The organism is Geomonas azotofigens (assembly GCF_018919395.1).
Taxonomy (GTDB): Bacteria; Desulfobacterota; Desulfuromonadia; order Geobacterales; family Geobacteraceae; genus Geomonas; species Geomonas azotofigens.
Genome location: NZ_JAHLME010000001.1, coordinates 100,817 through 113,150, shown reverse-complemented (window position 1 = coordinate 113,150; position 12,334 = coordinate 100,817). Strand labels below are relative to the sequence as shown.

Genomic DNA, 12,334 nt, shown 5'->3' with positions numbered 1-12,334 from the left:
CTTTGGTCGTTGATCGCTCTGACCGTCCCGAAGGGCGGCCGGTCGGATTATTTCATCAGTGTGGCCATGATGGCCTTCTGCACGTGCAGGCGGTTCTCGGCTTCGTCCCAGACGGCGGAGTGAGGCCCCTCGATGACGCCGTCGCTGATCTCCTCGCCGCGGTGCGCCGGCAGGCAGTGCAGCACCATGGCGTTCCCCTTGGCGAGATCGAGCAGTTCCTCGTTCAGCTGGTAACCGGCGAAGGCCTTCTCGCGGATCTTCTGCTCCTCTTCCTGCCCCATGCTGGCCCAGACGTCGGTGTTCAGGACGTCGGCGTCCTTGGCGGCTTCCTTCGGGTCGCGGGTGATCACGATCTTGGAGCAACCGTGCTCCTTGGCCCAAGCCAGCACCTGCGGGTTCGGGTCGTACCCTTCCGGGCAGGCGAGCGTCAGGTCGAAGCCGAAGATGGCGGCGGCCTCGATCCAGGAGTTGGCCATGTTGTTGCCGTCGCCGATCCAGGCGAACTTGAGCCCGTCGTAGCTACCCTTGTGCTCGATGACGGTGAACACGTCGGCCATGATCTGGCAGGGGTGGTGCAGGTCGGTGAGGCCGTTGATGACCGGGATCGAGGCGTATTTCGCGAACTCTTCCACGGTCTCCTGGGCGAAGGTGCGGATCATGACGCCGTCGCAGTAGCGCGCCATGACGCGGGCGGTGTCCTTGATCGGCTCGCCGCGACCCATCTGCGAGTCCTTGCTGGAGATGAAGAGCGGATGCCCCCCCAGCTGGTACATGCCGACCTCGAAAGATATCCTGGTGCGGGTCGAGGACTTTTCGAAGATCATGGCCAGCGTCTTCCCCTTGAGGATGTGGTGCTCCTCGCGGTTCTTGGTCTTTGCTTTGAGGTCCTTGCACAGGGCAAACATGGCGTCCAGTTCGGCTTTGGTGAACTGGCTCAGCGCCAGGAAGTCTTTTTTCATATCGCTGGTTCTCGCTTCTTTGTGTGATAGTGCCGGCCGCGCCGGTAAAGATGCTAACTTTGATTCCCTTCCCGCAGCGTCTCCCGCCCCCGGAGGGGGAGGGGCGGGGAGGGGGGACGGCGCAGGGCGCAGCGCCTACAGCTCCTGCAAAATCTCCGCGAGTGTGGCGATCATCTCGTCCACCTCTTTCTTCCCGACGATGAGCGGCGGGACGAAACGGAGCACCTTTTCCTGGGCGCAGTTCAAGAGGAGCCCGCGGGAGAGCGCGATCTTGACGATGCCTGCACCGGGGATGGCGAGCTCCACGCCGATCATGAGGCCGATGCCGCGCACCTCGGTGATCAGGCTCGGGAACTTCTTGCCCAGCGCCTCCAGTTCGCCCATCAGGTACTCGCCGATCTCCTCGGTGTGGTTCAGGATCCCTTCTTCCTGGATGGCGCGCACGGTGGCAACCGCTGCCGCGGTCACCAGCGGATTGCCGCCGAAGGTGGAACCGTGGGTGCCCGGGGTGAAGGATTCCGCCAGCTTGTCGGTGGCGAGCATGGTCCCGATCGGGGCCCCGCCGGCCAGCGCCTTGGCGAGGGTCATGATGTCCGGGGTGATGCCGAAGTGCTCGTGGGCGAACATCTTGCCGGTGCGTCCCATCCCCACCTGGACCTCGTCGAAGATGAGGATCAGGTTGTTCTCGTCGCAGATCTTGCGCACTTCCTGGAAGTAGGCGGCGTCGGGAACCACCACGCCCCCCTCGCCCTGGATCGGCTCGAGCATCACGGCGCAGGTGCCGGGGCCGATGGCCTCCCTGAGCGCCTGGGCGTCGTTGAAGGGGATGTGGCGGAAGCCGTGCAGGAGCGGATCGAAGAACTTCTGCACCTTCTCCTGGCCGGTGGCCGAGACCGTGGCCATGGTGCGGCCGTGGAAGGAGGAGATGGCGGTGATGATCTCGTAGCGGTCGAGCCCGTACTTCTCGCGGCTGTACTTCCTGGCCAGCTTGATGGCGGCCTCGTTCGCCTCGGCGCCGGAGTTGCAGAAGAAAGCCTTGTTGGCGAAGGAGAGGTTGCACAAGAGTTCGGCCAGTTCGATCTGCGTCGGGATGTGGTAGTAGTTCGAGCAGTGGATCAGTTCCGCCGCCTGCTTGGCAAGTGCGGCGGTGACCTTCGGGTGGCAGTGCCCCAGGTTGTTGACGGCGACGCCGGCCAGGAAGTCGAGGTAGCGTTTGCCGTCCGCGTCCCAGAGGTAGCATCCCTCGCCCTTCACCGGTACCAGCGGGTAGCGCCCGTACGTCTTCATGATGTATTTGTCAGCCTTTTCTATCCAGGCAGATGAATTCATAAAACCTCCAGAAGCCGTTCTACGTTCTACGTTCTCGGTTCTACGTTAGAACCCTGAAACGGAACCGAACAGGCAGTCACTGAATCTAATGTCCCAATACCTCCACCGCCGGCGCCACGACGCCGTCAACGTAGAACGTAGAACGTAGAACGTAGAACTGCTTTTACGCCTGTATCTCCGTCCCTATCCCGACGTTGGTGAAGATCTCCAGAAGGATGGCGTGCTCGATGCGGCCGTCCACGATGTGCGCCTTCTTCACGCCCGCGGCGAGCGCGTCGGTGCAGCAGGTCACTTTCGGGATCATGCCGCCGGTGACGGTGCCGTTGTCGATCAACGCGGGGACGTCGGCCAGCGGGATGCTGGAAAGAAGCTCCCCCTGCTTGTCCTTGACGCCGGAGACGTCGGTCAGGAGGATCAGCTTCTCCGCGCCCAGGGCGGCGGCTACCTTGCCGGCCACCACGTCCGCGTTGATGTTGTAGCTCTGCCCGTCACGTCCCACCCCCACCGGCGCGATCACCGGGATGAAGCCACCCTTCTCCAATGCCTGCAAAATGGCGGGGTTCACTTCGACGACGTCGCCCACAAAGCCGATGTCGACCATCTCGACCCCACCGTCCTCTCGTCGCACTTCCTGGAGCAGCTTCTCGCAGAGCAAGAGACTCCCGTCCTTGCCGGAAAGACCGGCCGCGCGGCCGCCATGCTGGTTGATGTAGCCGACCACCTCGCGGTTCACCTGGCCGGTCAGCACCATCTCGACCACGCCCATGGTTTCCGCGTCGGTGACACGCATCCCTTTCACGAACTCTGACACTATGCCGTAACGCTTCAGTGTCTCGTTGATCTGGGGACCGCCGCCGTGCACTACCACGGTGTTGATGCCGATGTACTTGAGCAGGATGATGTCGAGGGCGAATGACTTTCTCAGCTTCTCATCCGCCATGGCGTGCCCGCCGTACTTGATGACGATGGTCTTCCCCGAGAAGCGTCTGATATAGGGAAGGGCCTCCATGAGAGTGCTGGCTTTTTCTATGAGATGCTGCATAAGTGCCTCTTATAGCGTTAATTAGGGCATAGAAAGACGTAATATAGCAGATAGGGGGAAATAATCAACTTCAAAGAGGGATGAAGCCCAGAGTTATCAGGGGCTTTGGCTGGCTTTGTTGGGGAGTGTGATGACGACGCGGGTGCCGACGTTTTCCTCGCTGTCGATGCTGACGGTGCCGCCGTGCATCCGGATGAACTCGCGCACGTAGAACAGGCCGAGCCCGAAGCCGCGCACCTGCCCGGTATGCTCGGCGTCGACCTGGTAGAACTTCTCGAACAGCTTGGGGAGCTGCTCGGGCGAGATGCCGATGCCGTTGTCCTGGACGATGATCTCGCACTGGTTCTCCAGGTTTCGCAGCGTGACGCAGACCACGCCGGTCTCCTTGGAGAACTTGATGGCGTTGTCGATTACCTGGCGCACGGCGAAGCTCACCTTGTCGCGGTCCAGCAGCAGTTCCGGCACCGTGTCCTGGGTGATATGGGTGGTGACGCCGGGACGGTCGGCCACCTCCTGGGCCTCCTGCAGAAGTTTGGGCAGCAGCAGGTTGAGGGTGCACGGCTCCAGGTGCAGGCCGGCGCCGCTGTCCATGACCGAGGAGAAGGTGAGCAGGTCGCTGACCAGGTTGCCCAGGTAGCACGCCTCGTTGTAGATCAGCTTGATGTGGTCCTTGGCCCCCTCGTCGGACGGGTCGATGATCCCCGCGGCGAGGTTTTGCAGGAACAGGGAAATGGAGGTGATGGGGGTGCGGAACTTGTGGGAGATGAGCGACAGGAAGACCGTCTTGAAGCGGTCCAGGTTCCTGAGGTTGGCGATCTCCTCCTTGAGCGCCTTTTTCACGAGCGCCTTGCTGATGGCGCTTTTCAATTGCAGAAGGTTGAGCGGCTTGGTGATGAAGTCGTCGGCGTCGGCCTTCAACGCCTTCAGGATCAGGTCCTTGTCGGCGAAGCCGGTCATGATGATGACCACCATGGTCGGCTCGCGTTCCTTCAGTTTTTTCAGGAGTTCGATGCCGTCCATCCGGGGCATCATCACGTCGGTGAGGATGACGTCGATGCCGCCGCGCAGGAAGATCTCGTACGCCTCCTGCCCGTCCCCAGCCTCGACGATGTGGTAATCGTTGAGCACCCGCTTGCACAGGTCGCGGATCACCCCTTCGTCATCGACGATGAGGATGGTCTTCTTCTCCCTGTCCTGCAGGAGTTCCTGGGTGTAATCGGCGGTCAGTTCGAGCATAGGCATGTCCCGGTTGTGCTGAAATATCTGCCTGTTGCAAGTTGAGCTAACTTCTTCCCCCTCCCTAACCCTCCCCCTCCGGGGGAGGGGACACGGGGTGCTCATCCCTCCACCCTCTCTGGGGAGGGGGCTTCGGAGGCGGTTCCCAGAGCTCCTCCCCCCGGAGGGGGGAGGCCGGGAGGGAGGAAGTTTTTGCCCTACCCTACGATGCGGTACACCGCCTCGAGCGCCTCGGCGAGGTTCTCCGGCTTGGTGCCGCCGGCCTGGGCCAGCTCCGGCTTGCCGCCGCCGTTGCCGCCGACGATCGGCGCGATCGCCTTGATGATGTCGCCCGCCTTCCAGCGCGAGGTGAGGTCGGAAGTGACCGCCACCAGGAGGTTCGCCTTGGCGGCGTCGCCGGCGCCCAGCACGATGATGCCGGAACCGATGCGCTCCTTCAGGGTGTCGGAGAGCTCGCGCAGCCCCTTGGCGTCGCCGTCCACCTTCACCGCCAGGATCTTGATGCCGTTTTGCTCGCGCACCTGCTGGATCAGGTCGGCGGACTTGGAGGCGTTCAGTTTCGCCTGCAGCGCGTCGAGTTCCTTCTGCAGTTCGCGCTGGCCGGCCAAGAGTTTCTCGACGCGGTCCAGCGTGCTGACCCCTTCGGCCTTCAACAGGGTCGCGATGCTTCTCTGCTCGTCTTCCATCTGGTGCACCACGGCCAGGGCGCCGTGCCCGGTCTGGGCCTCGATACGCCTGACACCTGCGGCGATGCCCGCCTCGGAGATGATCTTGAAGAAGCCGATTTCGCCGGCGCCGTGCACGTGGGTGCCGCCGCACAGCTCCGAAGAAACGTCGCCCACGCGCACCACCCGCACCACGTCGCCGTACTTCTCGCCGAAGAGGGCGGTGGCGCCCGCGGCGAGGGCCTCGGCGGCCGGCATCTCGCGGGCGTCGACGGCGTCGTTGGCCATGATGTGGCCGTTGACCAGGATCTCGACCCTGCGGATCTCCTCGGCGGTCATCGGGCTGAAGTGGGTGAAGTCGAAGCGCAGACGGTCCGGGGTGACCAGGGAGCCGGCCTGCTTGACGTGGTCGCCCAGCACCTCGCGCAGCGCCGCCTGCAGGAGGTGGGTGGCGGTGTGGTTCCTGGCGGTCGCGCAGCGGTTCGCCGAGGCGACCTTCAGGTCGACTGCCTCGCCGTTACGGATGTTGCCCGATACCACCTTGCCGCGATGCACGATGAGATCGGTGAAGGGGCGGCTGGTGCTCTCAACCTCGACGTGGGCCGAGCCGGTGGAGATGGTGCCGGTGTCGCCGGCCTGGCCGCCGGACTCGCCGTAGAAGGGGGTCTTGGCGGTGACGATTTCGACCTCGTCCCCGGCGTTGGCCTCTTCGACCAGGACGCCCGCCTTGACGATGGCGCTCACGGTGGAGTAGGCGGTCTGCTCGGCGTACCCCACGAACTCGCTGGTGATGCCGGAGCCGTGCAGCTCCTTGTAGATGGCGGCAAGGCCCTGCTCGCCGGAGCCTTTCCAGTTCTCCCTGGCTTTGACGCGCTGCTTCTCCATGCAGAGGGCGAAGCCGTCCTCGTCGAGGGTGAGCCCTTCCGCCTCGACGATGTCGGCGGTCAAGTCGACCGGGAAGCCGAAGGTGTCGTAGAGCTTGAAGATCACTTCGCCCGAGAGCACCGTCTCACCCTTGGCTTTCAGGGCGGCGGTCTCCTCGTTGAGGATGGCGAGGCCGCGGTCGAGGGTCTCGATGAAGCGCTCCTCCTCGGCCTTGATCACCTTTTTCACGTAGTGCTCGCGCTCGAGCAGCTCCGGGTAGGCATCGCCCATCATCATGTTGACGGCGTCGACCACGCGGTAGAGCATCGGCTCGGAAACGCCCAGCATCTTGGCGTGGCGGGCGGCGCGGCGCATGATGCGCCTGAGCACGTAGCCGCGCCCCTCGTTGGAGGGGAGCACGCCGTCGCAGATCAGGAAAGTGGTGGCGCGGGAATGGTCGGCGATGACGCGCATGGAGACGTCGTCCTTCTCGTCGGCGCGGTACTTCTTGCCGCTGATCGCCTCGATGTGGCGGATGATCCCCTGGATCAGGTCGGTGTCGTAGTTGGAGGTGACTCCCTGCATGACGGCGGAGATGCGCTCGAGGCCCATGCCGGTGTCGACCGACGGTTTCGGGAGCGGGGTCAGGGTGCCGTCCTTGTCGCGGTTGAACTGCATGAAGACGTTGTTCCAGATCTCCATGTAGCGGTCGCAGTCGCAGCCGACGGCGCAGTCAGGCGAGCCGCAACCGGTGCCGGGGCCGTTGTCCCAGAAGATCTCGGAGCAGGGGCCGCAGGGGCCGGTGTCGCCCATGGCCCAGAAGTTGTCCTTCTCGCCGAAACGGTAGATCCGCTCGCGCGGCACCCCTTCCTGGTTGTGCCAGATGTCGGCGGCTTCGTCGTCGTCGTTGTAGACCGTGACGTAGAGGCGGTCCTTGGAGAGGCCGAGCTCGACGGTGAGGAATTCCCAGGCGTAGGCGATCGCTTCCTTCTTGAAGTAGTCGCCGAAGGAGAAGTTGCCGAGCATCTCGAAGAAGGTGTGGTGGCGCGCGGTGCGCCCGACGTTCTCGAGGTCGTTGTGCTTGCCGCCGGCGCGCACGCATTTCTGCGAGGAGACGGCACGGATGTAGTCGCGCTTCTCAAGGCCCAGGAACACGTCCTTGAACTGGTTCATACCCGCGTTGGTGAACAAGAGGGTGGGGTCGTTCTTCGGGATGAGGTTCGAGCTCTCCACCAGGGTGTGACCCTTTTTCTGAAAGAAGTTGAAGAACTGCGCCCGGATCTCTTTGCCTGTCATAAAAAAACCTCAGTAAATGGAATATCTGAACCTGAAACGGTTGTGCGTTGTGGGAAGCTAATCCTCGTGTGCCTTCAGCTCCTTGAAGATGGCGGACAGCGAGAACCCCTTCCTCTGCAGGTACCCGACGATGCGCCGCTTGTCCTTGTCGGAAGCCGTGGCGGCATCGAAGCCGGGGTAACGGCGCTCCATCAACTGCGCCAGGAGGTCAGACTCGCTGTACTCGTGGGCCAACTCCTCAAGCACCTGGCCCACGATGGACCCGGCCACGCCGCGGCGGGAGAGTTCCAGCTTCAGCCGTGGCCCGACCCCCTTGCCGTTTCTGAGCGCCGAGGAGGCGAAACTGCGGGCGAAGCGCAGGTCGTCGAGGTAGCCAAGTTCCTTCATCCGCCCGACCGCCGCCTCGATCTCGCCCTCTTCGTACCCCTTGCCGGCAAGCTTCTTCCGCAGTTCCCCCTCGGAGTGGTCGCGCAGGGTGAGCACCCGCAGGGAGCACTCCAGGGCTGTTCCGCGCTGCACCTAGTACTTCTCGATGACCAGCTCCCCGCCGCCGTCCTTGGCCGGTGCTTCCGCGTCCTCGGTGAAGTTGTCCCAGCTCGAATCCGAGGTGGAGGAGATGCCGGAGACCTTGAGGGCGAAGTCGTCGGGATTGCTGGACTGGCGCAGGGCCTCATCGTAGGTGATCAGTTTCCTGCTCAGAAGCTGCATGAGCGACTGGTCGAAGGTCTGCATGCCGTAGGTGGTGTGTCCCTGGGCGATGGCCTCCGGGATCTGCTTGGTCTTCTCTTTGTCGTCGATGCAGTCCCTGATGCGCGCCGTGCCGATCATGACCTCGACCGCGGGAACGCGTCCCTTGCCGTCGATGCGGGGCACCAGGCGTTGCGAGATGACGCCCCTCAGGATGCCGGCCAGCTGCATCCTTACCTGCCTCTGGTGGAAGGGGGGGAAGACCGAGATGACCCTGTTCACCGTCTCGGCGGCGTCCAGGGTATGCAGGGTGGAGAGCACCAGGTGTCCGGTCTCGGCGGCGGTGAGCGCGGTCTCGATGGTCTCGTAATCGCGCATCTCGCCCACCAGGATGACGTCGGGGTCCTGGCGCAGCGCCGAGGTGAGCGCCTTGCCGAAGGTGAGCGTGTCGAAGCCGACTTCGCGCTGGCTGATCAGGCTCTTCTTGTCCTTGTGCAGGTACTCGACCGGGTCCTCGATGGTGATGATGTTGCAGGTCCGGTGCTCGTTAATGTAGTCGATGATGGAGGCGAGCGTGGTCGACTTGCCGGAACCGGTGGTCCCGGTGACGAGGATCAGGCCGCGCTGCTCCAGGGCGAGCTTCTTCAATACCGGCGGGAGGTTCAGCGTCTCAAGGGTCGGGATGGCGATGGGAATCGCGCGCAACACCATCGCCACCGTGCCGCGCTGGGCGAAGGCGTTGACACGGAAGCGCCCCAGGCCGGGGACCCCGTAGGAGAGGTCGACTTCGTAATTCTCATCGAAGATCCGCTTCTGGCGGTCGTTCATGATGGAGAAAGCCATGTTCCGGACCGCCTCGCTTGAGAGCCGGTCCGCGTTGGGGATGGCACGCAGGGAGCCGTCTATCCTGACGATGGGGGGAAGCCCCGCCTTCAGGTGGATGTCGGACCCCTTCGCCTTCATGGCTACGCCGAGGATCTCGTTCAGTTGCATGGTTTAGGCTGCGCCGGGTGCTTGGGCGTCTTGTTCTGGAGCGGTGAGTTTTGCCCTGATCTCTTCGGTGATCTCCGGGTGCTCCTTGAGGAACAGCCGGGAGTTTTCGCGTCCCTGGCCGATGCGCTCCTTGCCGTAGGAGAACCAGGCGCCGCTCTTCTCGACCACGTTGCGCTCGACGGCCAGGTCGAGGACGTCCCCTTCCTTGGAGATACCCTCGCCGTAGAGGATGTCGAATTCCACTTCCTTGAACGGCGGCGCCACCTTGTTCTTGACCACCTTGACGCGGGTCCGGGAGCCGATCATGTCGTTGCCCTGCTTCAGGGCCGCGATCTTCCTGATATCCATGCGCACCGAGGCGTAGAACTTGAGCGCGTTGCCGCCGGTGGTGGTTTCCGGGTTGCCGAACATGACGCCGATCTTCATCCTGATCTGGTTGATGAAGATGACGCAGCAGTTGGACTTGGAAATGATGCCGGTCAGTTTCCTGAGGGCCTGGGACATCAGGCGCGCCTGCAGGCCCATGTGGGAGTCGCCCATGTCACCCTCGATCTCCGCTTTGGGGACCAGGGCGGCGACGGAGTCGACCACGAGGACGTCGATGGCGCCGGAACGGACCAGGGTTTCCGCGATCTCGAGTGCCTGCTCGCCGGTGTCCGGCTGGGAGACCAGGAGGTCGTCGGTCTTGACGCCAAGTTTCCTCGCGTAGCCGATGTCGAGGGCGTGCTCGGCGTCGACGAAGGCGGCGATGCCGCCCAGTTTCTGGGCCTCGGCGATCACGTGCAGGGCGAGGGTGGTTTTACCGGAGGATTCCGGTCCGAAGATCTCGATGACGCGGCCGCGGGGGACGCCCCCGACCCCAAGGGCAAGGTCCAGGGAGAGGGAGCCGGTCGGGATCGCCGCCACGTCGGGGAGCGCCTCCTCGTTGCCCAGCCTCATGATGGCCCCTTTGCCGAACTGTTTCTCGATCTGGCTCATGGCCAGGTCGAGGGCCTTTTCCGCTTTTTCCTTGTCGAGCATCGTTTTATATCTCCTTAGCCTTGTCAGGCGCTGTTTTGGGTCTGGTTCCGGAACCAATCACACATAACACAATTAAAACCGCAAAGGCAAATGCAAAGGCGACCGAAAGCATCAGTTCTAGGTTCTATGTTCTAAGTTCTACGTTAAAACCTCAAAAAACGACTTGCCCGCCGGCGCGGTCGCCCTTTTTTCGGCACCGCCGCCCAAAGCAGTTAACGTAGAACATGGAACGTAGAACCTAGAACGTGTTCTAGAAAAGCGCCGGCTGGATCAGCTCCTGCTCGAGCGGCAGCACCAGGAAGAAGGAACTGCCGTCGTTGCTTTCCACCCAGACCATGCCGCCGTGCGCCTCGACCATCCCCTTCACGATGGCGAGCCCGAGACCCGCGCCCTTTCCCTGGCGCCTGCCGCTGGAGTGGTGCCTGATCTCCCCCACCTCGTAGAAGATCTCGAAGATCCCCTGCTGTTCGTGTAGCGGAATGCCGATGCCGCAGTCGCGCACCTCCACTTCCAGGTAGCAGCGCTCGCCGCAGCGCCTGAGGAAATCGGGGTTGAAGCGCTGCAGCGTGTGGGCGCGCTGGTGCAGGTCCTCCCGCTCGACCACCCGGCCGTTGACCACGATCTCGCCCCCTTCGGGGCTGAAGCGGATGGCGTTCAAAAGGAGCTCGTAGAAGACCCGCTCCAGGTAGCCGCAGTCCCCCTGGAAAAAGGGGAGGTGGTCCAGGTCGCGCAGCGTCACCACCTGGCTGCGCTCCTCGAACAGGGGCTGGAGCTGGTCCAGGAGGTTCTCGAGCAGCATCCTCAGGTGGATGGCGGAGGTCTCCAGGCCTTCCCGGCGCGACTCCAGCCGGATCAGCTTCAACAGGTCGGCGACCAGCGCCTTCAACCTGAGCCCGCCGTCGCGCACCATCTCCAGTACCTGGCAGGCGTCCTCCTGCGAACTCCACCCCTGCTGCAGCAGGTGGTCGACGCCGGAGATGATGCTGGTGAGCGGCGTGTTGAACTCGTGCGAGACCATGCCCAGGAACTGGTTCTTCATCCGGTCCAGCCGGACCTGCTCCAGGTGCGCCCGCTCCACCAGGGCCAGGTTCTGCTTCAGTTTGCTTTCGGAAACGGAGAGGTTGTGGCTGCTCTTCTCAAGGAGCCGGTGCGAGCGCAGCAGTTCCTCGCTCTTCCACGTGAGCTCGGTGAAGAGCCGGATCTGGTCGATGATGCTCCCCATCTGCCTGCCGACCGTCTCCAGGAAGCGCAACTCCTCGGGGGCGTAGCTGTGGGACTCGCGGTGGATGAGGTGGATCACCCCGGTCAGGCGCTCCTGAGAACAGATCGGGATCGAGGTGAGGCTCCCCCATCCTGCGCCGGCATCCCCAAGCGGCACGATGCGGACCTCGCCGAAGCCGTCCGGGTTGTTCAGGCTCTCCCCGAGCACCTGCGCCAGTTCGGGTGACGCGTGCCTGGAGGCGCACAGGGTGGGGGAGGGGGTCTCGGGGGTGGAGAGGTGCAGGGTGCCGCCTTCGGCCCGGAACAGTTCCATCAGCTCCAGCAGCGTCGCTTCGGGCACCGTCTTCAGCTCGGTCCCCTGGTTCATGCCGGTCAGCATGTTGTTGAGGATGGAGAGCTCGCGGTTTCTCTGCCAGATCTCCCGCTCGGTGCGCCGCTTCTCCGTGATGTCGCGCAACAGGCAATGCGCCACCTGTCCGTCGCCGAGGTCGATGAGCCGGGCGTTGATCTCGCCCAGGAAGGGGGAGCCGTCCTTTCGGACCAGCCGCACCTCGTCCCAGTCGGCTTCGCCCTGCCGCACCAGCTGGTACAGAAAGCCCCGGAGACGGTCCTGCTCGCAGGGGTCGAGCAGGTCGCGCACCGCCATGGTGCCGAGCTCCTCCTTGCTGAAGCCGAAAAGCTCGCGTCCCAGCCGGTTCTCCTCCTCGAGCTCGGCCGTTTCCACGTTGAAGATGAAGATGGCGTTGCCGGCACCCTCCAGGAGGCTCTTGTAGCGGCGCGCGCTCCTGGCCGCCTCCTGCTGCATCTCCCCGATCTCGCGGCGCAGGCCGCTCACCACGGTGGCCTCGCGCTGCTTGAAGAGCGCGACGAAGCACAAAAGCACGGTCGCCAGCGAGACGGATACCGCGAAGTGCAGCCAGCCGGGCAGCGGCGTGTACTGCTCGATCAGAAGGAGCAGCAGCTCGCAGGCGACTATCAGTAACAGCGGCGCGAAGTGCAAGGTCGTTTCCCCTGTACCAGCT

Annotated in this window: 9 protein-coding genes; all 9 read right to left on the bottom strand. The window is 63.5% G+C overall.

Going from position 1 to position 12,334, the window contains the following annotated elements:
- Positions 1-47 precede the first annotated feature (47 nt).
- The 9 genes from argF to KOL99_RS00480 all read right to left on the bottom strand — a co-directional run bounded on the left by argF (position 48) and on the right by KOL99_RS00480 (position 12,312).
- Complete coding sequence (gene argF / locus KOL99_RS00520; protein WP_216508458.1) at positions 48-959, bottom strand: ornithine carbamoyltransferase; 912 nt, start codon at positions 957-959, stop codon at positions 48-50.
- 135 nt (positions 960-1,094) lie between these two features.
- Positions 1,095-2,288, bottom strand: a complete 1,194-nt coding sequence (locus KOL99_RS00515; protein WP_216508456.1) for an acetylornithine transaminase — start codon at positions 2,286-2,288, stop codon at positions 1,095-1,097.
- 163 nt (positions 2,289-2,451) lie between these two features.
- A complete protein-coding gene (argB, locus tag KOL99_RS00510; RefSeq protein ID WP_216508454.1) occupies positions 2,452-3,330 on the bottom strand; it encodes an acetylglutamate kinase in 879 nt (292 codons plus the stop codon).
- 96 nt (positions 3,331-3,426) lie between these two features.
- Positions 3,427-4,566 (bottom strand): hybrid sensor histidine kinase/response regulator, encoded by a 1,140-nt coding sequence (locus tag KOL99_RS00505; protein WP_216508452.1) that lies wholly within the window; start codon positions 4,564-4,566, stop codon positions 3,427-3,429.
- A 197-nt stretch (positions 4,567-4,763) separates the two neighbouring features.
- The gene (gene alaS / locus KOL99_RS00500; protein WP_216508449.1) at positions 4,764-7,391 is read right to left on the bottom strand and encodes an alanine--tRNA ligase; all 2,628 of its coding nucleotides are present in this window, start codon (positions 7,389-7,391) and stop codon (positions 4,764-4,766) included.
- A gap of 57 nt (positions 7,392-7,448) precedes the next feature.
- Positions 7,449-7,910 (bottom strand): regulatory protein RecX, encoded by a 462-nt coding sequence (locus KOL99_RS00495; RefSeq protein ID WP_216508447.1) that lies wholly within the window; start codon positions 7,908-7,910, stop codon positions 7,449-7,451.
- The gene (locus KOL99_RS00490) at positions 7,911-9,071 is read right to left on the bottom strand and encodes a type IV pilus twitching motility protein PilT (RefSeq protein WP_216508445.1); all 1,161 of its coding nucleotides are present in this window, start codon (positions 9,069-9,071) and stop codon (positions 7,911-7,913) included.
- Positions 9,072-9,074: 3 nt separating this feature from the next.
- A complete protein-coding gene (gene recA, locus KOL99_RS00485) occupies positions 9,075-10,091 on the bottom strand; it encodes a recombinase RecA (protein WP_183350278.1) in 1,017 nt (338 codons plus the stop codon).
- Positions 10,092-10,341: 250 nt separating this feature from the next.
- Positions 10,342-12,312, bottom strand: coding sequence for a sensor histidine kinase (locus KOL99_RS00480; protein ID WP_216508443.1), 1,971 nt, complete (start codon positions 12,310-12,312; stop codon positions 10,342-10,344).
- Between the last annotated feature and the right edge of the window lie 22 nt (positions 12,313-12,334).

Coding starts and splice junctions, on each gene's coding strand:
- KOL99_RS00505 (WP_216508452.1), bottom strand. CDS start 4,566: ATGCTCGAACTGACCGCCGATTACACCCAGGAACTCCTGCAGGACAGG.
- recA (WP_183350278.1), bottom strand. CDS start 10,091: ATGCTCGACAAGGAAAAAGCGGAAAAGGCCCTCGACCTGGCCATGAGC.
- argF (WP_216508458.1), bottom strand. CDS start 959: ATGAAAAAAGACTTCCTGGCGCTGAGCCAGTTCACCAAAGCCGAACTG.
- alaS (WP_216508449.1), bottom strand. CDS start 7,391: ATGACAGGCAAAGAGATCCGGGCGCAGTTCTTCAACTTCTTTCAGAAA.
- argB (WP_216508454.1), bottom strand. CDS start 3,330: ATGCAGCATCTCATAGAAAAAGCCAGCACTCTCATGGAGGCCCTTCCC.
- KOL99_RS00490 (WP_216508445.1), bottom strand. CDS start 9,071: ATGCAACTGAACGAGATCCTCGGCGTAGCCATGAAGGCGAAGGGGTCC.
- KOL99_RS00515 (WP_216508456.1), bottom strand. CDS start 2,288: ATGAATTCATCTGCCTGGATAGAAAAGGCTGACAAATACATCATGAAG.